A 23,759-nucleotide genomic window follows, 5' to 3' on the forward strand; every position below is an offset into this window, starting at 1 on the left:
GCCAGCCCATGAACTCATCGATCATCCGTAGCGCGCTGTTCGTCCCGGCGACCCGCCCGGAGCGCATTCCCAAGGCTCTGGCGAGCGGCGCCGACGCGGTCATCGTCGACCTCGAGGATGCGGTCGCGGAGAACCTTAAGGCAGAGGCGAGGGGCAACCTCGATGCCTTCCTCGCTGCCAACCCGGCGGCGCGCCTGCTGGTGCGCATCAACGCGCCAACCCATGCCGAGCAGGCCGCGGACCTGGCACTCTGTGCCCGTCATGCCGGTGTCACCGGCGTGCTGCTGCCGAAGGTCGAAAGCGCGGTGCAGGTTGCGCTGGCGGCCAGCTGCGGCAAGCCGGTCTGGCCAATCGTCGAAAGTGCCCGCGGGCTGGCCAATCTGGCGGAAATTGCCCACGCCCAGGGTGTCGAGCGGCTGTCCTTCGGCGCGCTGGACCTGGGCCTCGATCTCGGCCTGGCCAATGGCACCGCCGGCGCCGAGCGCATGCTTGACCAGGCACGCTATGCGCTGCTGCTGCAGTCGCGATTGGCCGGGCTGGCAGCACCGCTGGACAGCGTCTTTCCCGACATCAAGAACCTCGAAGGCCTCGCCCGTGCCGCTGCCGACGCGCGTGACATGGGCTTTGGCGGCCTGCTGTGCATCCACCCGAGCCAGGTGGCTGTGGTGCACGAAACCCTGATGCCCAGTGCCGCGGAACTGGACTGGGCGCAACGCATCCTCGCCGCCGGAGCTTCCGGCGATGGGGTTTTCGTGGTGGACGGACAGATGGTCGACGCCCCCGTCATCGGCCGTGCCCGTCGCCTGCTGCAACGTGCCGGGCAAGCGGTGCCCTGACCGCAACGCTTGCCCGCGAAACGTACCAACCGACAACAACAAGAGGGTACTTCCATGATGAGTAACAAGCTCAAGGCACTCGCCTGCGCGCTTTCTTTCACCGTCGCCGGGTTGGTGCATGCCGCCGACCCCGTGACCATCAAGTTCGCCCATGTAGTGGCGGATAACACACCGAAGGGGCAGGGCGCCCTGCTGTTCAAGAAACTCGCCGAGGAACGCCTGCCGGGCAAGGTGAAGGTCGAGGTCTACCCGAACTCCTCGCTGTTCGGCGACGGCAAGGAAATGGAGGCCCTGCTGCTCGGTGACGTGCACATGCTGGCCCCCTCGCTGGCCAAGTTCGAGCATTACGCCAAGGCCATCCAGATCTATGACCTGCCGTTCCTGTTCGACGACCTGGCGGCAGCCGATCGTTTCCAGAGCGGCCCGCAGGGCAAGGCGCTACTGCGCGCGATGGAGGACAAGAACATCACCGGTCTGGCCTACAGGCACAACGGAATGAAGCAGCTTTCGGCGAACAAGCCGCTGCGCGAGCCGAAGGATGCCCGTGGGCTGAAGTTCCGCGTGCAAGCCTCGGCCGTGCTCGACGAGCAGTTCAAGGCAGTGCGCGCCAACCCCCGCAAGATGAGCTTCGCCGCGGTCTACCAGGGTTTGCAGACCGGCGTGGTCAACGGCACCGAGAACACCTGGTCGAACTATGAAAGCCAGAAGGTGCACGAGGTCCAGCCTTACATGACCGCCTCCGACCACGGCCTGATCGACTACATGGTGATCACCAACACCAAGTTCTGGAACGGCCTGCCGGAAGACGTGCGCGGCGAGCTGGAAACGATCATGGAAGAGGTCACCGCCGAGGTGAACCGTCAGGCCGACGACCTCAACCAGCAGGCGCGCCAGGCCATCGTCGCCTCCGGCAAGACCGAGATCATCGAATTGTCCCCCGAGCAGCGCGCCAAATGGCGCGAGGCGATGCAGCCGGTGTGGAAGAAGTTCGAGGGTGATATCGGTGCCGAGCTGATCAAAGCGGCGCAGGCGGCCAACCGCTCCTGAGCCTCCAGAGGCACGAAGCGGAGAACGAACGGGTCTGTCCGATGTGACCGGCCCGTTCTTTTATGCCTGAAACCAGGCTTATGCTGACCGACCAAAGCGCGCAAGGAGACGCCGGCATGAGTCGTTACGCCACGGTCAGCACACCCGTGCTGGATATCGCTTATCTCGAATGGAACCCCCGCGGCCAGCAGGTGGCCGTGCTCGTGCACGGCTGGCCGGATTGCCCCGAAGGCTGGGAGCCCGTAGCCGAGCGCCTGGCCGCAGCGGGCTATCGCGTGCTCTGCCCGACGCTGCGCGGCTTCGGCCAGACACGCTTTCGCGACGCGCTGACCCCACGTAGCGGTCAGCTCACCGCGCTGGGGCGCGACCTGCTGGATTTCATCGACGCATTGCGCCTCGACCAGCCGGTGCTGGTCGGCCATGACTGGGGCGCGCGGGCGGTGGCCAATGCCTGCGGGCTGCGCCATCACGCCGCCGCACGGCTGGTAATGCTCGCGGTGGGCTACGGCACCAATGACCCGAACCAGCACATCTCGCTCAGCCAGACGCGCAACTACTGGTACCACTGGTACATGGCCACCCCGCGCGGCGAGCAGACGGTAGTCGAGGATCGCGCGGCCTTCACGCGGCTGCTGTGGGATACCTGGTCACCCGCCGGCTGGTACGCCGAGGCGGATTTCGTCCAGGCGCTGGAGGCGTTCGACAACCCGGACTGGGCCGCCGTGGTACTGCATTCCTATCGCCACCGCTGGGGCTTCGTCGACGGCGATCCTGCCTATGCATCGGACGAGGCGTTGCTGCAACCGGCCCCGGTGCTCGCCGTGCCGACGCTGGTGCTGCACGGCGAGGCCGATACCTGCAACGCACCGGAAACCTCGGCCGGGCGTGAGGCCTTGTTCAGCGGCCCATACCACCGACAGCTATTGCCAGGCGTCGGCCACTTCCCTCAGCGCGAGGCGCCACAGGCAGTAGCCGAGGCGATCCTACAGTTCTGTCAGGGGGATTGAGCCGTTGCTACATGTTGCAGGCGGCGAGACCTAACCGTTTCTCTGGCCTGCAGTGGTTGGTTTTTCTAGGGGCCTGCCGCTTGTGCTTGCCAATTTTTGTTGCGGCTCTACACGGCATGGAATCTGGAAGCCTTATCGACACGGCAATGGTGGAGCGTGTGCGGTAGCTCGCAGGCGAGGCAATGTTTGATGACATCAATTTCACGCTTCCCAGAGCTGGTGTATAAACACCCGTCGTCGCTGAGAGGCCCGAGCTAGAGGCTCGGAGAGAGTGGCGAACGGAATGTTATACACCAAACCCGTTCGGCGCCTTATACACCACTTGGTGTCTAATTATAGTTAGAGGTGCAAGTTGAAAGCACTGGAGAAATGGGCAGAGCGTATATACGCCGAGACAGATGCGGGGCGAAGCATCGCAACATCTGTTGCCGGCATCGTTGGTTTGTCGGTTTATCTTTTGACATTGGATTGGGTTATTGCCGCCTTTTCAGCAGTTATTGCGTTCCCGCTAGTTCGGCTAATAGCAACTGGGCTTCATGCAAGCGCAGTAAGGCGGGCACAAAGTCGTGAAGAGCTAGAAGAAGCAAAGAGAATTTATTCCCGCTTGAGTACACACGAGAAATCTGTAGTGCAAGCCTTTGTACAGTCCGGCGGCTCAGTTCTCACTTGGAGCCAAGTAAATAAGCTAGGTCTATCAGGCAATGCTATCGAGTCACTTATCCAGCGAGAGGTCGCTTGGACATCAACGACCTCGGATGGCATGCGCGAAACATTTGCTCTAGATTCAGCAATATTTGATGTAGGGCAAAAGCATTCGGCCAGTGGTAGCAACCTCTAACAACTGGTTCAAACCGTTCGCTTCGCTCACTGGGACGGGCTAAAGCCCGCCCCTTAACCAAACGTTAGGCATCGGAGAAGTTTATGCCTGGATCCCCTCGAATCGATAAAGGCGAAGGCTTTATTCGTACCTATGAGCTTCTGCAAGCCCTTCGAGGAGACATTGATCAGGCCTACGCAAATCTGGAGGTAGACCGAGAGTCCCAGTTCCTTCGGCGCTGTGTTGTTCGAGCAATTTTCTCCTACATTGAAGCAATAGCCGAATGCGTAAAGGTTGAAATCCGATCAACCATTAGGGCTGGCGTTTATTCTGGAAAACTCACCCCAAAGGAGCAAGAAACTCTGGGATCGCTGTTAATTGTTGGAGCCGAGCCAGGAAAATTCTTGCCGCTAGACCAAAATATAAAGAGAACATTTAAACTCGCAGCAAAGGTCTGGGATTTAAGCTATCGGCTTTCAACGGACGGCGAAGATTTTAGAGATTTCTTGTCCGCAAAATCAGCTCGCAACAAACTTACTCACCCTCGCACTTTTTACGACATCGAAGTTAACGATTACGACATGCACTGCCACACAGTTGCGGGAGTGTGGGCGCAAAATGAGTTTCAGAGGCTCTTTCAAGAAAGGGTTAAATCTATTGTAAGTAATCTGCCTGAAGATATGCGTGAAGCTTTTTTAAATAGAGTTGGCGGCGCCGATGCCTAACAACTGGTTCAAACCGTCGCTTCGCTCACTGGGACGGGCTAAAGCCCGCCCCTTAACCAAACGTTATAAACATGAATCCAAACATACCCTTCAACGTCAACACTGTATATCTAGTCACAAGCTCTAGACCGGGAGAAGAAGGAATAACTCGCCGCTTAGTTGAGAGCATAAGCGACACCTCTAGTAATGGAGGCGACTTTAATTTTTTGCACGCACGAATAAATAGTGGCGACGGATACTTTCAGCTACTAGAGGAAATATTTTACGAAATTGATAAGGGGCTTAGGCCAATTATCCACTTTGACATGCACGGATCCCAAGAGCGGGGTTTAGAAATTGGTAAAACTGGAGAGTTTATTGACTGGGGATCAGTCATTGATAGTCTTAGGATTTTAAACACCAAGCTTAATAACGAGCTGGTTGTTTTAATGACGGCGTTTCATGGCCTTCATGCAATCCTGCCAATTAGTTTTGAGAAAGTCGCTCCATTTTTGTGCCTAATAGCACCCGAGCAAGAAATAAAAATTGGGCATATTGAAGACCGAGTTCCAGAATTTTATCGCGAGCTGTTTTCCTCAGGCTCATTAGCTCACGCATGCCAAAAGCTCGGGAGTGAGTTTAACTATTTTCATAGCGCAGAGTTTCTCTTCAGAACCCTAACCAGATATATCAAGGAAAAATGCAAAGGCGCTGGCGGGCAAAAAAGAAGAGAGGATTTACTTACTGAAATAATGGAGACTCGGCTAGGAGAGGAGCCTGAGAAAATTTCAGAATACAGAACAAAAGTTAAGCAACATGTTGCACCAAATCAAGAGCTACTAGATCGCTATACCAGTCGCTTCTTAATGGGAAAAGCTTCAGGCATAAAAATCGATGAACTACTCACAGAGATCGAGAAGTCATATTTATAACAACTGGTTCAAATCGTTCGCTTCGCTCACTGGGACGGGCTAAAGCCCGCCCCTTAACCAAACGTTAGGTGCTTCAATTGTGCGAAAGCTATTAGAGGCTGACAGCCTGGTTCAGGTAAATCTTATGGCAAGCTACCTGCAAAGCAGCGGCATTGCCACAAGGTTAATTAATTAATGAATATCAAGGCTCTGTTCGTTCAATTGTTTCTTTTCATAGACCAATACGCCCTGAGCTTTGGGTGCCCTCTGAAAAATTTGAAACAGCTGCCAGATTAGTTGGGCGCTATCAGTATGAACAAGAATCAAATAATTCAGGCGTTGAAGTCGAATGGTTGTGTAAAAATTGCAAGGAAAGCAATCCTGATAATTTCATGTCTTGCTGGAATTGCGGTGGGTCGAAATGAGCCTGCACCCTGGCTAGTTTGTAGTTCGTGCAGCAGGGGCCAAGCATTCAAACGATCACAGAGATAATCATTGTCTTATCGGCCTTGTTCTGCTGTAGGTCTCGCCTGTTCCGACAGTATTGCTTCACAACAAGAACCATCAGCTCATTGTTCAATCCTGCCGTAAGGGGCGGCCTTGCGTTGTGCCAGTTCCGGCTTAAACACCGCTCATGCCACCACACCGTCCAACAGGCGCTCCACATGCGGTCAAACGCCGGCTTCCTGCATCCACTTCGGCTTCGCATAACGACGATCGGCCTTGCCGGCCTTGAGCACGGCGCCCGGTACGTCGTGGCCGACCAGTTGGGGCAGGTCGGCGGCGCATTGCAGCAGACGGTCGAGATCGACGCCGGTGTTCAGGCCCATGCGCTGGAACATATGCACGAGATCTTCGGTGCAGATATTGCCGCTGGCGCCGGGCGCGTAAGGGCAGCCGCCGAGTCCGCCGAGCGAGGCGTCGAAGCGGTCGATGCCGGCGTTCAGCGCTGCCAGCGCGTTGGCCAGGCCCATGCCGCGGGTGTTGTGGAAGTGTGCGGTGAATACTGCCTGCGGCCAGCTGTTCAGCACTTCGCGGCAGATGCGCTCGACCTGCGCCGGGTCGGCCATGCCGGTGGTGTCGCAGAGCGTGATGCCCTGCACGCCGATCTCCAGCAGGCGTTGCACCAGCTCATAGATGCGCCGCTCGGGCACGTCGCCCTCGAAGGGGCAGCCGAAGGTGGTCGATAGCGAGGCGTTGATGAACACGCCACTGCCGCGAGTGACTTCGATGATTTCGCGGAACTGCACCAGCGACTGCTCAGGCGTCATGCGCAGGTTGGCCAGGCCGTGGGTGTCGCTGGCCGACATCACCAGGTTGATCTCGTCCACCTCGCAGGCCAGCGCGCGCTCGCAGCCCTTCACGTTGGGCACCAGCACGGTGTACTCGACGCCCTCCGCACGGCGGATGCCGCGCATCACGTCCTCGGCGTCGCGCAGGTTGGGGATGGCCTTGGACGAGGTGAAGGAGGTGACCTCTATCTTCGCCAGCCCGGTTTGCGAGAGACGGTCGATCAGGGCGATCTTGGCTTCGGTTGGCACGAAGTCCGCTTCGATCTGGAAGCCGTCGCGGGTGGCGACTTCCTGGATATACAGGCGTTTGCTCATGGGGAGTCCTGGGGTTTCGTAGGGTGGATGATGCTCTGCCCATCCACCGTTGTGGCTTGCTGGCTGGTGGACAAGCTTCGCCTTGTCCACCCTGCGTGGCGTTCAGATGATCCCGCGTTCGCGCAGGCCCTGGCGTTGTTCATCGGTGAGGCCGAGGCCGGCCAGCACATCGTCGGTGTGCTCGCCCAGTTGCGGGCCGCCTTCGCCGATGCGCCCTGGCGTGCGCGACAGCTTGGGCAGCACGCCCGGTACCTTGAGCGGGCCGGCGAAGGTCTGCACCTGCTCGATCATCTGCCGCGCCAGGTAGTGCGGGTCCTTGACGATATCGGCAGCGGTGTAGGGATAGCCGGCCGGCACGCGGGCGCCCTTGAGTGCTTCGATCACCTCGTCGCGGCTGTGCTGGATGGTCCATTCGCCAATGGCGGCATCGATCAGCTCGGCGTGCTGGGCGCGGCCGTCGTTGTGGGCAAAGCGCGGATCATCGGCAAGGTCCTGGCGGCCCATCAGGGTCATCAGGCGCTTGTAGATGCTGTCGCCATTGCCGGCGATCAGCACGTAGGCGCCGTCGTTGCACAAATAGGAATTGGACGGCGTGATGCCGGGCAGGGCACTGCCAGCCGGCTCGCGTACATAGCCGAAGGCGTCGTATTCGGGCACGAGGCTTTCCATCATGGCGAACACCGACTCGTACAGCGCCACGTCGATTTCCTGGCCCTGGCCGCTACGGTTGCGCTCCTGCAGGGCGAGCAATACACCGATCACCCCATACAGCGACGACAGCGAATCGCCGATGCTGACGCCGACCCGCACCGGGGGCTGGCCGGGATAGCCGGACAGGTGGCGCAGACCGCCCATGGCTTCGCCGATCACACCGAAGCCAGGCAGGTCGCGATAGGGCCCGGTCTGTCCGTAGCCGGAGATGCGCAGCATGATCAGCCGAGGGTTCAGCTTCGACAGCTCATCCCAGCCCAGGCCCCATTCTTCCAGCGTGCCGGGGCGAAAGTTCTCCACCAGGATGTCGGCTTCGGCCACCAGCTGGCGGACGATTTCCTGGCCTTCCGCGGCCTTGAGATCCAGCGTCACCGAGCGCTTGTTGCGCGACTGCACATGCCACCAGAGCGAGGTGCCGTCCTTGAGCTTGCGCCACTTGCGCAACGGGTCGCCAACCCTGGGCGGCTCGATCTTGATCACATCGGCGCCGAATTCGCCGAGCAGCTTGCTGGCGAAAGGGCCGGCGATCAGTTGGCCCATCTCGATCACCTTGAGGCCCTGCAGCGGCAGGTTCTTGTCAGTCTGTTCGCTCATCACGACACCTGTGCCGGTTGATTCATGGCGCCGAGCATGACCGAGGCGGGGACGGCGGACAATTGGCCGTTGGCCAAGCGAGGTTTCGCGCTTTACGAAGGCTAAGACGAAAGGCGCTTTGATTAGTGGGCGTATAGCGGCGCATGCTTCGTATACCGCGAACTCTGTAATCCACTATGCGCCGCATCGATTTCGTCACCCTTCGGCTGTTCGTCGCCATCGCCGAGACCCGCAGCCTGACCCGCGCCGCCGAGCGCGAGCATCTGGCGCTGGCGGCGGTGAGCAAGCGCGTCAGCGATCTGGAAGGGCAGCTCGGCGTCAGCCTGCTCTATCGCCAGCCCAAGGGCGTCGAGCTGACGCCGGCCGGCCACGCGCTGCTGCACCACGCGCGCAACCTGCTGGACAACCTGCAGCAGCTGGACGCTGACCTCAGCGAGTTCAGCCAGGGCGTGAAGGGCCATGTGCGCATCCACGCCAACACCTCGGCGGTGATCGAGTTTCTGCCCGAAGACCTGAGCGCCTTTGCCCGCCAGCACCCGGAAGTGAAGATCGACCTGGAGGAGCGCGTCAGCAGTGACACCCTGCGCGCCCTGCGCGAGGGGCTGACCGATATCGGCATCTTCGCCGGGCACATGCCGGCCGAGGACCTGCAGGTGTTTCCCTACCGCGAGGATCGGCTGGTGCTGGTCACGCCACGCGAGCATCCGCTGGCCGGCCGCGAATGCATTGCGCTGCGCGAGGCGGCAGGCTTCGACTTCATTGGCCTGCAGCAGGATGCCTCGCTGCATGCCCTGCTGCAGCAGTCGGCACAGCAGATGGGTACGCCGCTGCGCCTGCGCATCCAGGTGCGCAGCTTCGAGGCGATCTGCCGGATGATCCACACCGGCATGGGCATCGGCGTGCTGCCCGAGCAGGTGGTGCGCAACTACCTGCCGGCGCTGGACGTGGCCATGGTGCCGCTGACCGATGTCTGGGCGCGGCGCGAACTCAAGCTCGGCGTGCGCAATCTGGAAAGCCTGTCGGTGACTGCCCGGCTGATGCTCGAGCACCTCACGCTTCGCGAAGGCCAGTCCTGAGCCAAGCCGTTCGGCGGCGCGATCGCGTCACGGCCTTCGCCAAACGCGAAGTCGCGCTTAGCCAATTAGCAATTCAGCCCGAGGGGGCAGCGGGGTAGAGTCGGACCAGCTGCATGGCTCACACAACTACAAAACGGAGCTCTCCATGGCACGACTCACCCGTGGCATCACCCGTCTGCTCGCCGCTTCCGCGCTGTTTAGCGTCCTCGGCGCCCAGGCTGATCCGATCCTGATCAAGTTCTCCCATATCACCGCCGACAGCACGCCGAAGGGTCAGGGCGCGCTGATGTTCAAGAAGCTCGTGGAAGAGCGCCTGCCCGGCCAGGTGGAAGTGCAGGTGTTCGCCAACTCCTCGCTGTACGGCGACGGCAAGGAGATGGAAGCACTGCTGATGAACGAGGTGCAGCTGCTGGCGCCGGCACCGTCGAAGCTCGAGCAGTACACCAAGCAGCTGCAGCTGTTCGACCTGATGTTCCTGTTCGACGACATGGCCGCGGCGCAGCGCTTCCAGCAGTCGGACAAGGGTCGCGCCATGCTCAAATCCATGGAGGACAAGGGCATCACCGGCCTGGCCTACTGGCTCAACGGCATGCGCCACTTCACCGCCAACAAGCCGCTGCGCGAGCCGGCCGACGCCCGCGGGCTGAAATTCCGCGTACAGCCCTCGGACCTGCAGGCCGCCCAGTACACCGCCCTGCGGGCGGAGCCGCGCAAGATGGCCTTCGCCGAGATCTACCAGGGCCTGCAGACCGGCGTGGTCAATGCTCAGGACAATCCCTGGTCGAACATCTACAGCCAGAAGTACCACGAGGTGCAGAAGTACATCACCGAGTCCGGTCACGGCATCGGCAACTACCTGCTGATCACCAACACCAGGTTCTGGAACGGCCTGCCGGCAGAGGTGCGCGGCGAGCTGGAAGCGATCATCGATGAGGTCACCGTGGAGGTGAACCGCCAGGCCGAGGCGCTGAACGAGAAGGCCAAGCAGGGCGTCATCGACTCGGGCAAGAGCGAGATCCTGGTGCTGACCGACGAGCAGCGTGCCAAGTGGCGCGAGGCGGTGCAGCCGGCCTGGAAAAAGTTCGAGGGCGAGATCGGCAAGGAGCTCATCGAGGCGGCCCAGGCAGCCAACTCTGCGCCTTGAAGCAAGCCCGCCAATGGTCTGTTAGACCAATGTGCAGTTTCGGCCACGGCGCTGGCTGCACAGAATGGCGGCGTCTATCTGCGTGATCGGACAAGTGTGTATTCCAACCGGATGGTTGACCGAGCGGCCCCTGAGGCCGCTTTTTTTTTTGCCTTCAGCTTTTCGCCGGAATCGGCAGTAATGCCAGCGGCGCCAGTTCGTCATGCAGGCGGTTGATGCGCTCCAGCAGATCGTTGACCGCACGGCGGTCACGGTCGTTCTGCAGGTCCGTATGCTGCGTCGCGCAGTGCCGCCAATTCATCCACGTAGGCCTCCAGCTGGTCGCTGGAGGGCTGCCCGTGCAAGGCAGTCTTCAGGCACTGCATCAGCGCCATGACGATCGCCGGGTCATTGCTGCCATAGGTACGAATCGGGTCGAGGATAAGCGTCAGCCGTCGTTGCGGGCTCAGCTGTGGATAGAACAGCCTGGGCTTGCCATTGTCGATGCAGCCGACGTCCAGCGGCGGGACGCCACCCAGGCGACCGAGCAACACACCGTGCAGATTGAGCACGCGTATTGCCGTGCCCGGGTCGTTGATCGACGGGCTGATGGCCTTTACCGCGATTTCGGTCATCTGCCGCATGGCATAGAAAACGTTGGCGCCGGCGAACTCTTCATCGTGGAAATCGAAGCAGTCGAGCACCTGTCGGGTTCGCCGGGCATCCAGTTCGGCGCTGACCTTGAGCAACGGATGCCCTTCGACCAGAAAGAAGCCGGGTTCCACCTGCAGCACCGCCTGCAGATCGTCCGGCCCCAGCAATTCCTGCAGGCGCCGCTCATTGACCTCGCGCAGATAGCCGGGCGTGACCGCCTCGATGCAGTACCAGTCGCGGTCATCCTGCGCCGCGGTGATCGACCCCAGGCGCTCGCAACGCTGCGCCAGGTTATGGCAGGCGCTGCGGTAGAGCTGGCCGACGATCCAGTCCACCTGGATGGACTGCGAGATGAAACGGATGAATACGACGAACAGGGCCATACAGCCCAGGCCCATCAGTACGGCGAGCAGCACGCCGAACGCAGGCAGGCTATCGGGTTCGTTCTTGTTGATGAAGGCGATCATCAGCAGGAAGAACAGGATGCAGCCCAGGTAGTTGCCGAGGATCAGCTGGTTGCGCCGATCGCTGATCAGCCCGGGCAGCACGCGCGGGGACAGTCGCGAGGCGGCCCCGTTGAGCACGACCATGACCATGGAAAAGCTGAACACGGTCAGCGAAATGATGCTGGTGATGAGCGTGCCGAGGATTTCCCAGGCGTTGTCCGCCTCTGCCAGGCCGGGCGGCAGCATGTTTCGCCAGGCGTGAGCCAGGTCGGTCGTTTCGAAGAGCAGGACGAGACCGCCCAGCATGAAGTAGCCGGCCGGAATCACGGTGGGGTAGAAGACGATGCTCTGGGGGATCCGCTGCAGCTGACGAAACAGGGCATTGCTTGGTGCTGACATGGGGGCTCCGGGCGATGGCTGTTACGAATTGAGACAGCAACCCTCGGCAAATGGCCGCGAAACAGTGTCTATGCTTGGAGAGTGGCCGCTAGTCGCGGCCGCTGCGGTATTCGGCATCGGCTGAAGCAGACGTCTGACAGGCGCGTGGTTGGCGATCCGCACGGGAAGCGTGGATCGATCGGGTGGTGAGGGTTCGCCTGCGAGACAAGGCTGCGACCGGAAAATAACCAGATAACCCGAGGTGACTGCCATGTGTGCTGCGTCCGTGTATCCCGTGTCCCCTGAGGCTGCAAAGCACTCCCTGACCGACGAGGCCGCTTATCGGGCCATGTATCAGCAGTCGGTGATCAACCCTGAAGGATTCTGGCGTGAACAGGCGGCACGGCTGGACTGGATTCGGCCCTTCAGCGAGGTCAAGCGCACCTCCTTCGACGACCATCACGTCGATATCAAGTGGTTTGCCGACGGCACGCTGAACGTGTCGGCCAATTGCCTGGACCGGCACCTGGCCGAGCGCGGCGATCAGGTGGCGATCATCTGGGAGGGGGACGACCCCTCGGAGCACCGCGAGATCACCTACCGCGAGCTCTACCAGGAGGTCTGCAAGTTCGCCAACGCTCTGCGTGGCCAGGATGTGCACCGCGGTGACGTGGTGACCATCTACATGCCGATGATTCCCGAGGCCGCAGTGGCAATGCTGGCCTGCGCGCGCATCGGTGCGATCCACTCGGTGGTGTTCGGCGGCTTCTCGCCGGAGGCATTGGCCGGGCGCATCATCGATGGCAGCTCGAAGGTGGTGATCACTGCCGATCAGGGCATACGTGGCGGCAAGACCATCGCCCTGAAGGAGAACGTCGACGAGGCGCTGACGAACCCGCAGACCCGTTGCGTGCAGAAGATCATCGTGGTGCGCCGCACCGGAGCGAACATTCGCTGGCACCCGCACCGGGACGTCTCCTACGACGACCTGATGCGCGTGGCTGGCGAGGTCTGCGCGCCGAAGGAAATGGGCGCCGAGGAGCCGCTGTTCATTCTCTACACCTCGGGCTCCACCGGGAAACCCAAGGGCGTGCTGCACACCTGCGGCGGCTACCTGCTGTACGCCGCGCTGACCCACGAGCGGGTCTTCGACTACCGCCCCGGCGAAATCTACTGGTGCACCGCCGACATCGGCTGGATTACCGGTCATAGCTATCTGATCTACGGCCCACTGGCCAACGGTGCGACAACCCTGATGTACGAAGGCGTGCCGAACTATCCGGACGTCACCCGCATCGCCAGGATCATCGACAAGCACCGGGTCAACATCCTCTACACCGCGCCGACGGCAATCCGCGCGATGATGGCCGAGGGGCCGGCGGCGATGGAGGGTGCCGACGGTTCGAGCCTGCGCCTGCTCGGCACGGTGGGTGAACCGATCAATCCGGAAGCCTGGCACTGGTACTACGAGACGGTCGGTCGGTCGCGCTGCCCGATCGTCGATACCTGGTGGCAGACCGAGACCGGCGGCATCCTCATCAGCCCGCTACCCGGTGCCACGGCGCTCAAGCCCGGCTCGGCGACGCGGCCGCTGTTCGGCGTAGTGCCGGGGCTGGTGGACAATCTCGGCAACCTGCTGGAAGGCCCGGCGGAGGGCAATCTGGTGATTCTCGACTCCTGGCCAGGGCAGATGCGCACCATTTACGGTGACCACGACCGTTTCGTCGATACCTACTTCAAGACCTTCCGCGGCATGTACTTCACCGGCGACGGCGCCCGCCGCGACGAGGACGGTTACTACTGGATCACCGGGCGCGTCGACGATGTGCTCAACGTCTCCGGACACCGCATGGGCACCGCCGAAATCGAGAGCGCCCTGGTGGCGCACGCCAAGGTGGCCGAAGCCGCGGCCGTTGGCGTGCCGCATCCGCTCAAGGGCCAGGCCATCTATGTTTACGTGACTCTGGTTGCTGGTACCGAGCCCAGCGACACGCTGCGCCAGGAGCTGCAGCAGTGGGTCCGGCACGAGATCGGCCCGATCGCGGTGCCGGATACCATTCAATGGGCGCCGGGGCTGCCGAAGACACGGTCCGGCAAGATCATGCGCCGCCTGCTGCGCAAGATCGCCACGGACGACTACGACACTCTGGGCGATACCTCGACGCTGGCCGACCCTGGCGTCGTCGACCAGTTGATCGCTGCCCATGAGGCGGTGAAGCAGCGCTGAACTCGCGGGCGTCCGGCGAGCGGTCGACTCGCCGGGCTCATGGTCGCCTGGCAGCTTCGTTCGCGGACAAGTCCGCTTGCCACAGGCGCGCAGGGCGATGTTCAGACGCCGGCGGGCGGGCTTTTCAGATCGTCGTTGCCGGTGACCGTGGTGCCGTTGGTAGCAGCTGCGGCGTTGGCCTGCAGTTGCTCCTTGTTCGAGTCATAACGCTCGAACGGCATATGGTGCGAGCGCCCTTCGGCCATGCCCGCCTGTTCGCTGACTTCATTGAACACGCGCTTGGCCTCGCAGTGGCCGGTCACGCCCCGGGCAACGGCCATCCCGCCGATGCCCAGTTGCAGCAGGCCGCCGAGGCCACCACGGCGCAGACCCTTGGCGAGGAAGTACAGGCCGCCGGCCAGGGACATGGCGCGCTCCCAGCCGTGGACGTTCTGTTCGAGGTGCTTGGAAGAGTTGTTCATGGGGGGGCTCCGACGAAGACATTCTCAATGAATGACTCTTGCCGGAGCCGCCTGTTCGCCACCGCAGGTCGGCAGGCATGGTCCGATCAGGCCATGCCGAACACCTTGAGCACAAAGGCGTACTCCAGCGCCACGTCCTTGAGCGCCTGGTAGCGTCCGCTCATGCCACCGTGACCTGCGCCGAACTCGGTCTTGAGCAGCAGCAGGTTGTCGTCGGTGCGGGTGGCACGCAGCTTGGCGACCCACTTGGCGGCCTCCCAGTACTGCACGCGGCTGTCGTTGTAGCCGGCCACGGCAAGCAGTGGCGGATAGGCCTGGGCCCGGACGTTCTCATAGGGCGCATAGGCGCGGATGCGTTCGTGCACCTCGGGCTGGTTCGGGTCGCCCCATTCGTCGTACTCGGTCACCGTCAGCGGCAGGTCGGCATTGAGCATGGTATTGAGCACGTCGACGAAGGGCACCTCGGCGATCGCCGCACCGAACAGTTCCGGGCGCAGGTTGAGCACGGCACCGATCAGCAGGCCGCCGGCACTGCCGCCGCTGATGGCCAGGCGTGGCGATGTGGTGTAACCGTCGGCCAACAGCTGCTCGGCACAGGCGATGAAGTCGTTGAAGGTGTTCGGCTTGTGCTCCAGCTTGCCGGCGCGGTACCAGGCCTCGCCGAGATCGCCGCCGCCACGCACATGGGCGATGGCGAAGATGAAGCCGCGGTCGAGCAGCGACAGCCGCGCGTGGGAGAACCAGGGGTCCAGGCTATGGCCGTAGGCGCCGTAACCGTAGAGGTAGAGCGGTGCGGGCTTGCCGAAGCTGTCGCGGCGGCCGACCAGGCTGATGGGAACCTGCGTACCGTCCTGGGCGGTGGCCCAGATGCGCCGACTTTCATAGGCGTCCGCATCGAAGGGGCCTTCCACCGGGGTTTCCTTGAGCACCTCCTGCGTGCCGTCGGCCAGGGTCAGCTGGCGGATCTGCGCCGGGCGATTCAGCGCCTCGTAGCGCAGGCGGATCACCGTGCTGGTGAATTCCAGCGAGTTCTGCACGTGCAGGCTGTAGGCCGCATCGGGCAATTGCAGGCGATAGGGTTGGACGCCCTGCGGTCGTACCTCGATCACCGGCAGGCCGCTTTCGCGCAGGGTCAGGGTGATCGCCTCGGCGTTCAGGCTGACATCCTCGAGCATCACCGCGTCATCATGCGGGACCAGCTCCTGCCAGTGCTCGCGGCCTGGCTCGGCCTCGCTGGCGTGATAAAGGGCGAAGTTGATGCCCGCCTGGTTGCTGCGGATCAGCCAGCGCCACTGGCCTTCGTACAGGCCATGATCGGGGAAGTACTCGTGATCCTCCTGGCGCGGCGCCAGGCAGGTCCAGCTGCCCTCCGGCTGGTCCGCCGACAACACCCAGGCTTCGCTGGTGGTCTTGCTGTGGGAAAGGATGACCAGCTGGCGGTCGGAGCTGGCGCGGTAGCAATGCACGAAGAAGCGCCCGTCCGGGTCGTGATAAACCTCGCTGCTGTCCGTATCGCCAAGGCGGTGGCGGTAAATCTTGTGCGGGCGGTGGGTCTCGTCCAGCTCGCCGTAGAACAGGGTCTGGCTGTCGTTGGCCCAGGTCATGCTGCCGTCGCAGTTATCGAACGGCAGCTCGGTGACCGCACCGCTGGCCAGGTCCTTGACGTACAGCCGGTAGATCTCGTCGCCCTCGCGGTCGAGGCTGTAGGCGAGCTTGCTGTGGTCCTGGCTGACGCTGAAGGCACCCAGCGAAAGAAAGCCGCCGCCGGCCAGCTCGTTGGGGTCGAGCAGCAGCTGTTCGGCGCTTTCATCGACGGTCAGCGAACCATCCAGGGGGCGCGGGCAGCGGTAGTGCCGGGGATACTCGTCGCCTGCGGTGGTGCGCTGGTAGTACAGCCATAGACCCCAGGGGGAGGGCAGTGACAGATCGGTTTCGCGGATGCGGCTCTTGATCTCCTGAAACAGGGCTTCACGCAGTTCGGCCTGATCGGCGAGCTGCTCCTCGAGATAGGCATTCTCCGCCTTGAGATAGGCCAGCACGTCCTCGGCGTCGCGATTCTCCAGCCAGCGGTAAGGGTCGGTGCCGGTGTCGGCGCGGGCGATGGGGGCTTGGGACATGCAGTACTCCGGATTCGGTGGTGCGTTGGCCGCACATGGCGTGCAACGAAATGCGGCAGTGTACCTGCTCGACTGCGTCTAGGATTGACCCGGTTGGTACGGCCCGGTTTCAGCCGGGCCGACCGCCGAGCAACGCGGCCATGGATAGGGTGAATGCAGGCGGATCGGCGCTGTCGATGATGACCGGGTAGTCGCGAAATGTCCGCTTGCAGGTCACTTTCGGTTAGGCAAAGCAGCCGATTGACAATGCTGCGCTTTTCCCCGAAGGTGTGCCGACCCAAATCAAACGGGCGTATGAATCGAGCGTTTGCCAGAGCAGATGCCGGTCACCCGGATTATCGTGTCGGTGGGGGTCGTTCGCCGTGAGGCGCGGTCGAGTCAGGGCCGAAGACGTGAGACACGTAACGTTCAGCTTCCATACCTGGAGATCAGTTGATGATTTACGAAGGTAAAGCCATCACGGTTAAGGCTCTTGAGAGCGGCATCGTCGAATTGAATTTCGACCTCAAGGGTGAGTCCGTCAATAAATTCAATCGCCTCACTCTCAACGATCTGCGCCAGGCTGTCGATGCCATCAAGGCCGACGCTTCGGTCAAGGGCGTGATCGTCACCAGCGGCAAGGATGTGTTCATCGTCGGTGCCGACATCACCGAGTTCGTCGACAACTTCAAGTTGCCCGATGAAGAGCTGGTTGCCGGCAACCTCGAAGCGAACAAGATCTTCAGCGATTTCGAAGACCTGGGCGTACCCACCGTGGTCGCCATCAACGGCATCGCCCTGGGTGGCGGTTTCGAGATGTGCATGGCTGCCGACTATCGCGTCATGTCCACCACCGCCAAGGTCGGCCTGCCGGAAGTCAAGCTGGGCATCTACCCGGGCTTCGGCGGTACTGTGCGTCTGCCGCGCCTGATCGGTGTGGACAACGCCGTCGAGTGGATCGCCTCCGGCAAGGAAAACCGTGCCGAAGACGCCCTCAAGGTGCACGCGGTCGATGCCGTCGTCGCTCCGGAGAAACTGCAGGAAGCTGCCCTGGACCTGGTCAAGCGCGCCATCTCCGGCGAGCTGGACTACAAGGCCAAGCGTCAGCCGAAGCTGGACAAGCTCAAGCTCAACGCCATCGAGCAGATGATGGCCTTCGAAACCAGCAAGGCCTTCGTGGCTGGCCAGGCCGGCCCGAACTACCCGGCCCCGGTCGAAGCCATCAAGACCATTCAGAAAGCCGCCAACTTCGGCCGTGACAAGGCGCTAGAAGTCGAGGCTGCTGGCTTCGTCAAGCTGGCCAAGACCTCGGTTGCCGAAAGCCTGGTCGGCCTGTTCCTCAGCGATCAGGAACTGAAGAAGAAGGCCAAGGCCTACGACAAGCAGGCCCGCGACGTGAAACTGGCTGCCGTACTCGGCGCCGGCATCATGGGTGGCGGCATCGCCTACCAGTCGGCCGTCAAGGGCACGCCGATCCTGATGAAGGATATCCGCGAAGAGGGTATCCAGATGGGCCTGGACGAAGCCTCCAAGCTGCTCGGCAAGCGTGTCGAGAAAGGCCGTCTGACCGCTGACAAGATGGCGCAGGCGCTCAACGCGATCCGCCCGACCATGTCCTATGGCGATTTCGGCACCGTCGACATCGTCGTCGAAGCCGTGGTCGAGAACCCGAAGGTCAAGCACGCCGTGCTGGCCGAGGTGGAAGGGCACGTACGCGAGGACGCGATCATCGCCTCCAACACCTCCACCATCTCCATCAGCTACCTGGCCCAGGCGCTCAAGCGTCCGGAAAACTTCTGCGGCATGCACTTCTTCAACCCGGTGCACATGATGCCGCTGGTTGAGGTGATCCGCGGCGAGAAGACCAGCGAAACCGCCATCGCCACCACCGTCGCCTACGCCAAGAAAATGGGCAAGAGTCCGGTCGTGGTCAACGACTGCCCGGGCTTCCTCGTCAACCGCGTGCTGTTCCCGTACTTCGGCGGCTTCGCTCGCGCCATCGCCCACGGTGTCGACTTCGTTCGTGCCGACAAGGTGATGGAGAAGTTCGGTTGGCCCATGGGCCCGGCCTACCTGATGGACGTCGTCGGCATGGACACCGGCCACCACGGCCGTGACGTGATGGCCGAAGGCTTCCCGGATCGCATGAAGGACGATACCCGCACCGCCGTCGACGTCATGTACGACGCCAACCGCCTCGGTCAGAAGAACGGCAAGGGCTTCTATGCCTACGAGATGGACAAGAAGGGCAAGCCGAAGAAGGTCGTCGACCCGCAGGCCTACGAGCTGCTCAAGCCGATCGTCGCCGAGACGCGCGAGCTGTCCGACGAGGACATCATCAACTACATGATGATCCCGCTGTGCCTGGAAACCGTGCGCTGCCTGGAAGACGGCATCGTCGAGACCGCTGCCGAAGCCGACATGGGCCTGATCTATGGCATTGGCTTCCCACCCTTCCGTGGTGGTGCGCTGCGCTACATCGATTCGATCGGCGTCGCCGAGTTCGTCGCGATGGCCGACAAGTACGCCGACCTGGGCCCGCTGTACCACCCGACCGCGAAGCTGCGCGAGATGGCTGCCAACGGCCAGCGCTTCTACGGTTAATCGAGGGAGAGAGAATTCATGAGCCTGAATCCAAGAGATGCAGTCATCGTCGACTTCGGTCGCACCCCGATGGGGCGCTCCAAGGGCGGCATGCACCGTAACACCCGCGCCGAGACCATGTCCGCACAGCTGATCGACGGCCTGCTGGCGCGCAATCCGAAGATCGACCCGGCCGAGGTCGAGGACGTGATCTGGGGCTGCGTGAACCAGACCCTCGAGCAGGGCTGGAACATCGCCCGCATGGCGTCGCTGCTGACCCGCATTCCGCACACCAGCGCCGGCCAGACCGTGAGCCGTCTGTGCGGTTCGTCCATGAGCGCGCTGCACACCGCCGTGCAGGCTATCCAGACCAACAATGGCGACGTGTTCGTCATCGGTGGCGTGGAGCACATGGGCCACGTCAGCATGATGCACGGCGTCGACCCGAACCCGCAGCTGTCGCTGCACGCGGCCAAGGCGTCGGGCATGATGGGGCTGACCGCCGAGATGCTCGGCAAGATGCACGGCATCACCCGTGAAGCCCAGGACCAGTTCGGCTACCGCTCGCACCAGCTGGCATGGAAAGCGACTCAGGAAGGCAAGTTCAAGGACGAGATCATCCCGATGGAAGGTCACGACGAGAACGGCTTCCTCAAGGTCTTCGACTACGACGAGACCATTCGCCCGGAAACCACCCTTGAGGGTCTGGCCGAGCTCAAGCCGGCGTTCAACCCGAAGGGCGGTACCGTGACCGCCGGTACCTCCTCGCAGATCACCGACGGTGCGTCCTGCATGATCGTCATGTCGGCCCAACGCGCCAAGGACCTCGGCCTGCAGCCGATGGCCGTGGTTCGTGCCATGGCGCTGGCGGGCGTGGATCCGGCGATCATGGGTTACGGCCCGGTTCCGTCGACCCAGAAGGCCCTCAAGCGTGCCGGTCTGACCATGGACGACATCAGCCACGTCGAGCTGAACGAAGCCTTCGCCGCACAGGCCCTGCCGGTGCTCAAGGACCTCAAGCTGCTCGACAAGATGGAAGAGAAGGTCAACCTGCACGGCGGTGCCATCGCCCTGGGTCACCCGTTCGGCTGCTCCGGTGCGCGCATCTCCGGCACCCTGCTGAACGTGATGAAGCAGAACAACGGTACGCTGGGTGTCGCTACCATGTGTATCGGTCTGGGCCAGGGGATCAGCACGGTCTTCGAGCGCCTCTGACAGACAGATGCAGATGACTGCGCTAGGCTGACAACCATTTCTGCAGGTTTGCGGAAAGAATGTTGTCAGCCGGTGCATGGAAGCCGGGGCCTGGTGCCCCGGTTTTTCTTTTTTGTCGTTGCGTGGAGGTAGGCATGCAGTTGGAGCCGGGGCGTTATCGCCATTACAAGGGGCCGGAATATCGCGTATTCGCCGTGGCCAGGCACTCCGAGACGGAGGAGCTGGTGGTGTTCTACCAGGCGCTGTATGGCGAGCGCGGACTCTGGGTGCGGCCACTGTCGATGTTTACCGAGACGGTCGAGGTCAACGGTGAAACGGTGCCGAGGTTCGCGCTGATCGAAGCCGAGCCCAGCGTTTTTCGGGATTGAGCTGGCACAGGGCTACCAGTGCCGCGCTTGACCTCAGCTCCATCGCCACTATATATAGCGGTGCTTTTTAGACAGAGCGCTAACCCCGGCGTCCGGTTCATGGCCTCGAATCGTCGCTCTGGTCCGCGCCAGGCCGAGCCGAGCAGGAATATCCTGCAGAGCCGCCCCGTTCGCAAAACGCGCACGAACGTTCGCTGATGCCTTGCCGATTACCGACGGCACGGGTATTCAAACTGCCGGAGGCGCCGCCTCTGTTCACCTCTAGATTCAGGAACTCTCCTCTCCATGGGTAAATCGCTGGTCATCGTGGAATCACCGGCCAAGGCCAAGACAATCAACAAGTATTTGGGCAACCAGTACGTGGTGAAGTCGAGTATCGGCCACATCCGCGACCTTCCCACCAGCGGCTCGGCCAACAAGGAGCCGGTCAAGCGCGGCAAGGCTGCGGCGGCCGAAGCGCCTGCGCTGTCGCCCAAGGAGAAGGCCAAGCGTCAACTGATCGCGCGCATGGGCGTCGATCCGGAACATGGCTGGAAGGCCAAGTACGAGATCCTGCCCGGCAAGGAAAAGGTCATCGAGGAGCTGCGCCGCCTGGCCAAGGAAGCCGACACCATCTATCTCGCGACCGACTTGGATAGAGAAGGGGAGGCCATCGCCTGGCACCTGCGCGAGTCCATCGGTGGCGATGACAGCCGTTACAAGCGCGTGGTGTTTAACGAGATCACCAAGAAGGCGATCCAGGAGGCCTTTTCCCAGCCGGGCGAGCTCGATCTGAATCGCGTCAACGCCCAGCAGGCGCGGCGCTTCCTCGATCGGGTGGTTGGCTACATGGTTTCGCCGCTGCTCTGGGCGAAGATCGCCCGCGGCCTGTCTGCCGGTCGCGTGCAGTCGGTGGCGGTGAAACTGGTGGTCGAGCGCGAGCGCGAGATCCGCGCCTTCGTCCCGGAAGAATACTGGGAAGTTCATGCCGACCTGGCGACTGCCCAGCAGGCCAAGGTGCGCTTCGAAGTCGCCCGCGAGAAGGGCGAGGCGTTCAAGCCGCTGAACGAGGCGCAGGCCAATGCTGCGCTGGAGAAGCTCAAGGGCGCCAGCTACAGCGTGACCAAGCGCGAGGACAAGCCGACCAGCAGCAAGCCTTCGGCGCCCTTCATCACCTCGACCCTGCAGCAGGCGGCGAGCAATCGCCTCGGCTTCGGCGTGAAGAAGACAATGATGATGGCCCAGCGCTTGTACGAAGCCGGTTACATCACCTACATGCGTACCGACTCGACCAACCTGTCGGCCGACGCCATCAGCATGGTGCGCGGTTTCATCGAAGGCGAGTTCGGTGACAAGTACCTGCCCGAAAAGCCGAACCTGTATTCGAGCAAGGAGGGCGCCCAGGAAGCGCACGAGGCGATTCGCCCGTCCGATGTCAACCTGAGGCCGAACCAGCTGTCCGGCATGGAGCGCGATGCCGAGCGCCTGTACGAGCTGATCTGGCGCCAGTTCGTCGCCTGCCAGATGCCGCCGGCGCAGTACCTGTCCACCAGCGTGACGGTCGAGGCCGGTGACTTCGAGCTGCGTGCCAAGGGGCGCATCCTCAAGTTCGACGGCTACACCAAGGTCATGCCGCAGCAGAGCAAGGCTGGCGAGGACGACGTGCTGCCGGAAATGAGCAAGGGCGACGCCATGAAGCTGCTCAAGCTCGACCCGAGCCAGCACTTCACCAAGCCGCCGGCCCGCTATTCCGAAGCCAGCCTGGTCAAGGAGATGGAGAAGCGCGGCATCGGCCGGCCATCCACCTATGCGGCGATCATTTCCACCATCCAGGATCGGGGCTACGTCTCGCTGCACAATCGCCGTTTCTACTCGGAAAAGATGGGCGACATCGTCACCGAACGCCTCTCCGAGAGCTTCAACAACCTGATGGACTATGGCTTCACCGCTGGCATGGAAGAGCATCTGGACGACGTCGCCCAGGGCGAGCGCGACTGGAAGCATGTGCTGGACGAGTTCTACGGTGATTTCCGCAAGAAGCTCGAGGTCGCCGAGTCCAGCGAGAATGGCATGCGTGCCAACCAGCCGACCCTGACGGACATCCCGTGCAAGGTCTGCGGCCGGCCGATGATGATCCGCACCGCGTCCACCGGCGTGTTCCTCGGTTGTTCCGGCTACAGCCTGCCGCCGAAGGAGCGCTGCAAGTCCACGGTGAACCTCATTCCCGGTGACGAGATCGCCGCGGATGACGAGGGTGAGTCCGAATCCCGCGTGCTGCTGGGCAAGCATCGCTGCCCGATCTGCAGCACCGCGATGGATGCCTACCTGCTCGACGAGACGCACAAGCTGCACATCTGCGGCAACAACCCGGACTGCTCCGGCTACGAGATCGAGGAAGGTCAGTACCGTATTAAGGGGTACGAGGGGCCAAGCCTGGAATGCGACAAGTGCGGCAGCGAGATGCAGCTCAAGACCGGTCGTTTCGGCAAGTTCTTCGGCTGCACCAACGCCGAATGCAAGAACACCCGCAAGCTGCTGAAGAATGGCGAGCCGGCGCCGCCGAAGATGGATGCGGTAAAGATGCCGGAGCTCAAGTGCGAGAAGGTCGACGACACCTACGTACTGCGCGATGGCGCTTCCGGGTTGTTCCTGGCTGCCAGCCAGTTCCCGAAGAATCGCGAGACCCGCGCGCCGCTGGTGCGAGAGCTGATCCCCCACAAGGACGAGATCGATCCCAAGTACCACTTCCTGCTCCAGGCACCGCAGCAGGATCCGGACGGCCGCCCGGCGGTGATCCGCTTCAGCCGCAAGACCAAGGAGCAGTACGTGCAGAGCGAAGTGGATGGCAAGCCCACCGGCTGGAAGGCGTTCTACGACGGCGGCAAGTGGCAGGTCGAAGACAAGCGCTGATCCTGGCTC

19 protein-coding genes are annotated in these 23,759 nt (G+C 62.0%); 13 read left to right on the forward strand and 6 right to left on the reverse strand.

Going from position 1 to position 23,759, the window contains the following annotated elements:
• Positions 1–8: 8 nt before the first annotated feature.
• The 6 genes from PSTAB_RS08020 (at position 9) to PSTAB_RS21545 (ending at position 5,343) form a co-directional block, all read left to right on the forward strand.
• Complete coding sequence (locus tag PSTAB_RS08020; RefSeq protein WP_013982466.1) at positions 9–836, forward strand: HpcH/HpaI aldolase/citrate lyase family protein; 828 nt, start codon at positions 9–11, stop codon at positions 834–836.
• A gap of 54 nt (positions 837–890) precedes the next feature.
• Positions 891–1,883 (forward strand): TRAP transporter substrate-binding protein, encoded by a 993-nt coding sequence (locus PSTAB_RS08025; RefSeq protein WP_013982467.1) that lies wholly within the window; start codon positions 891–893, stop codon positions 1,881–1,883.
• Positions 1,884–1,999: 116 nt separating this feature from the next.
• Positions 2,000–2,890, forward strand: a complete 891-nt coding sequence (locus tag PSTAB_RS08030; RefSeq protein ID WP_013982468.1) for an alpha/beta fold hydrolase — start codon at positions 2,000–2,002, stop codon at positions 2,888–2,890.
• A gap of 352 nt (positions 2,891–3,242) precedes the next feature.
• Positions 3,243–3,728, forward strand: a complete 486-nt coding sequence (locus tag PSTAB_RS21145) for a hypothetical protein (RefSeq protein WP_080564972.1) — start codon at positions 3,243–3,245, stop codon at positions 3,726–3,728.
• An 83-nt stretch (positions 3,729–3,811) separates the two neighbouring features.
• Complete coding sequence (locus tag PSTAB_RS21540) at positions 3,812–4,432, forward strand: hypothetical protein (protein WP_125842870.1); 621 nt, start codon at positions 3,812–3,814, stop codon at positions 4,430–4,432.
• A 71-nt stretch (positions 4,433–4,503) separates the two neighbouring features.
• Complete coding sequence (locus tag PSTAB_RS21545) at positions 4,504–5,343, forward strand: hypothetical protein (RefSeq protein WP_125842872.1); 840 nt, start codon at positions 4,504–4,506, stop codon at positions 5,341–5,343.
• Between the two features lie 650 nt (positions 5,344–5,993).
• On the opposite strand, the gene PSTAB_RS08035 is transcribed toward PSTAB_RS21545, so the two are convergent.
• Together PSTAB_RS08035 and PSTAB_RS08040 are read right to left on the reverse strand one after the other, a co-directional pair.
• Positions 5,994–6,929, reverse strand: coding sequence for a hydroxymethylglutaryl-CoA lyase (locus PSTAB_RS08035; RefSeq protein WP_013982469.1), 936 nt, complete (start codon positions 6,927–6,929; stop codon positions 5,994–5,996).
• A 102-nt stretch (positions 6,930–7,031) separates the two neighbouring features.
• Positions 7,032–8,234 (reverse strand): CaiB/BaiF CoA transferase family protein, encoded by a 1,203-nt coding sequence (locus tag PSTAB_RS08040; RefSeq protein ID WP_013982470.1) that lies wholly within the window; start codon positions 8,232–8,234, stop codon positions 7,032–7,034.
• Positions 8,235–8,410: 176 nt separating this feature from the next.
• Here PSTAB_RS08040 and PSTAB_RS08045 point away from each other — a divergent pair, with 176 nt between their 5' ends.
• Complete coding sequence (locus tag PSTAB_RS08045; RefSeq protein WP_013982471.1) at positions 8,411–9,310, forward strand: LysR family transcriptional regulator; 900 nt, start codon at positions 8,411–8,413, stop codon at positions 9,308–9,310.
• A 145-nt stretch (positions 9,311–9,455) separates the two neighbouring features.
• Positions 9,456–10,454 (forward strand): DctP family TRAP transporter solute-binding subunit, encoded by a 999-nt coding sequence (locus tag PSTAB_RS08050; RefSeq protein ID WP_013982472.1) that lies wholly within the window; start codon positions 9,456–9,458, stop codon positions 10,452–10,454.
• A gap of 154 nt (positions 10,455–10,608) precedes the next feature.
• Here the strand turns inward: PSTAB_RS08050 and PSTAB_RS21900 are convergent, their stop codons facing one another.
• Together PSTAB_RS21900 and PSTAB_RS08055 are read right to left on the reverse strand one after the other, a co-directional pair.
• The gene (locus tag PSTAB_RS21900; RefSeq protein ID WP_232243997.1) at positions 10,609–10,755 is read right to left on the reverse strand and encodes a hypothetical protein; all 147 of its coding nucleotides are present in this window, start codon (positions 10,753–10,755) and stop codon (positions 10,609–10,611) included.
• On the reverse strand, positions 10,703–11,932 hold the full coding sequence (locus PSTAB_RS08055; RefSeq protein ID WP_013982473.1) for a DUF2254 domain-containing protein: 1,230 nt from the start codon (positions 11,930–11,932) through the stop codon (positions 10,703–10,705). Before PSTAB_RS08055 ends, PSTAB_RS21900 begins: the two co-directional genes overlap by 53 nt.
• 250 nt (positions 11,933–12,182) lie before the next feature.
• Here PSTAB_RS08055 and acs point away from each other — a divergent pair, with 250 nt between their 5' ends.
• Positions 12,183–14,138 (forward strand): acetate--CoA ligase, encoded by a 1,956-nt coding sequence (gene acs, locus PSTAB_RS08060; RefSeq protein WP_013982475.1) that lies wholly within the window; start codon positions 12,183–12,185, stop codon positions 14,136–14,138.
• A gap of 101 nt (positions 14,139–14,239) precedes the next feature.
• Here acs and PSTAB_RS08065 read toward each other — a convergent pair whose 3' ends face one another.
• Together PSTAB_RS08065 and PSTAB_RS08070 are read right to left on the reverse strand one after the other, a co-directional pair.
• The gene (locus tag PSTAB_RS08065; protein WP_013982476.1) at positions 14,240–14,599 is read right to left on the reverse strand and encodes a YgaP-like transmembrane domain; all 360 of its coding nucleotides are present in this window, start codon (positions 14,597–14,599) and stop codon (positions 14,240–14,242) included.
• 86 nt (positions 14,600–14,685) lie between these two features.
• Positions 14,686–16,716 (reverse strand): S9 family peptidase, encoded by a 2,031-nt coding sequence (locus tag PSTAB_RS08070; protein ID WP_013982477.1) that lies wholly within the window; start codon positions 16,714–16,716, stop codon positions 14,686–14,688.
• Between the two features lie 435 nt (positions 16,717–17,151).
• On the opposite strand from PSTAB_RS08070, the gene fadB reads away from it, so the two are divergent.
• From fadB to topA, 4 genes are all read left to right on the forward strand, one after another.
• Positions 17,152–19,299, forward strand: a complete 2,148-nt coding sequence (gene fadB / locus PSTAB_RS08075) for a fatty acid oxidation complex subunit alpha FadB (RefSeq protein ID WP_013982478.1) — start codon at positions 17,152–17,154, stop codon at positions 19,297–19,299.
• An 18-nt stretch (positions 19,300–19,317) separates the two neighbouring features.
• Positions 19,318–20,493 (forward strand): acetyl-CoA C-acyltransferase FadA, encoded by a 1,176-nt coding sequence (fadA, locus tag PSTAB_RS08080; RefSeq protein WP_011912882.1) that lies wholly within the window; start codon positions 19,318–19,320, stop codon positions 20,491–20,493.
• A gap of 134 nt (positions 20,494–20,627) precedes the next feature.
• Positions 20,628–20,861 carry a DUF1653 domain-containing protein gene (locus PSTAB_RS08085; RefSeq protein WP_013982479.1) on the forward strand — a complete coding sequence of 78 codons (234 nt, stop codon included), beginning with the start codon at positions 20,628–20,630 and terminating at the stop codon, positions 20,859–20,861.
• A gap of 285 nt (positions 20,862–21,146) precedes the next feature.
• Positions 21,147–23,750 carry a type I DNA topoisomerase gene (topA, locus tag PSTAB_RS08090; RefSeq protein ID WP_011912884.1) on the forward strand — a complete coding sequence of 868 codons (2,604 nt, stop codon included), beginning with the start codon at positions 21,147–21,149 and terminating at the stop codon, positions 23,748–23,750.
• Positions 23,751–23,759: the final 9 nt, after the last annotated feature.

The organism is Stutzerimonas stutzeri (assembly GCF_000219605.1).
Taxonomy (GTDB): domain Bacteria; phylum Pseudomonadota; class Gammaproteobacteria; order Pseudomonadales; family Pseudomonadaceae; genus Stutzerimonas; species Stutzerimonas stutzeri.

What these genes read in the sequence shown, in the direction of transcription:
- PSTAB_RS08035 (WP_013982469.1), bottom strand. Translation starts at nt 6,929, where the DNA reads ATGAGCAAACGCCTGTATATCCAGGAAGTCGCCACCCGCGACGGCTTC.
- PSTAB_RS08040 (WP_013982470.1), bottom strand. Translation starts at nt 8,234, where the DNA reads ATGAGCGAACAGACTGACAAGAACCTGCCGCTGCAGGGCCTCAAGGTG.
- PSTAB_RS08065 (WP_013982476.1), bottom strand. Translation starts at nt 14,599, where the DNA reads ATGAACAACTCTTCCAAGCACCTCGAACAGAACGTCCACGGCTGGGAG.
- PSTAB_RS08055 (WP_013982473.1), bottom strand. Translation starts at nt 11,932, where the DNA reads ATGTCAGCACCAAGCAATGCCCTGTTTCGTCAGCTGCAGCGGATCCCC.
- PSTAB_RS08025 (WP_013982467.1), top strand. Translation starts at nt 891, where the DNA reads ATGATGAGTAACAAGCTCAAGGCACTCGCCTGCGCGCTTTCTTTCACC.
- fadB (WP_013982478.1), top strand. Translation starts at nt 17,152, where the DNA reads ATGATTTACGAAGGTAAAGCCATCACGGTTAAGGCTCTTGAGAGCGGC.
- PSTAB_RS08020 (WP_013982466.1), top strand. Translation starts at nt 9, where the DNA reads ATGAACTCATCGATCATCCGTAGCGCGCTGTTCGTCCCGGCGACCCGC.
- PSTAB_RS08070 (WP_013982477.1), bottom strand. Translation starts at nt 16,716, where the DNA reads ATGTCCCAAGCCCCCATCGCCCGCGCCGACACCGGCACCGACCCTTAC.
- PSTAB_RS21540 (WP_125842870.1), top strand. Translation starts at nt 3,812, where the DNA reads ATGCCTGGATCCCCTCGAATCGATAAAGGCGAAGGCTTTATTCGTACC.
- PSTAB_RS21545 (WP_125842872.1), top strand. Translation starts at nt 4,504, where the DNA reads ATGAATCCAAACATACCCTTCAACGTCAACACTGTATATCTAGTCACA.
- PSTAB_RS08085 (WP_013982479.1), top strand. Translation starts at nt 20,628, where the DNA reads ATGCAGTTGGAGCCGGGGCGTTATCGCCATTACAAGGGGCCGGAATAT.
- PSTAB_RS08045 (WP_013982471.1), top strand. Translation starts at nt 8,411, where the DNA reads ATGCGCCGCATCGATTTCGTCACCCTTCGGCTGTTCGTCGCCATCGCC.
- fadA (WP_011912882.1), top strand. Translation starts at nt 19,318, where the DNA reads ATGAGCCTGAATCCAAGAGATGCAGTCATCGTCGACTTCGGTCGCACC.
- PSTAB_RS21900 (WP_232243997.1), bottom strand. Translation starts at nt 10,755, where the DNA reads ATGAATTGGCGGCACTGCGCGACGCAGCATACGGACCTGCAGAACGAC.
- topA (WP_011912884.1), top strand. Translation starts at nt 21,147, where the DNA reads ATGGGTAAATCGCTGGTCATCGTGGAATCACCGGCCAAGGCCAAGACA.
- PSTAB_RS08050 (WP_013982472.1), top strand. Translation starts at nt 9,456, where the DNA reads ATGGCACGACTCACCCGTGGCATCACCCGTCTGCTCGCCGCTTCCGCG.
- acs (WP_013982475.1), top strand. Translation starts at nt 12,183, where the DNA reads ATGTGTGCTGCGTCCGTGTATCCCGTGTCCCCTGAGGCTGCAAAGCAC.
- PSTAB_RS08030 (WP_013982468.1), top strand. Translation starts at nt 2,000, where the DNA reads ATGAGTCGTTACGCCACGGTCAGCACACCCGTGCTGGATATCGCTTAT.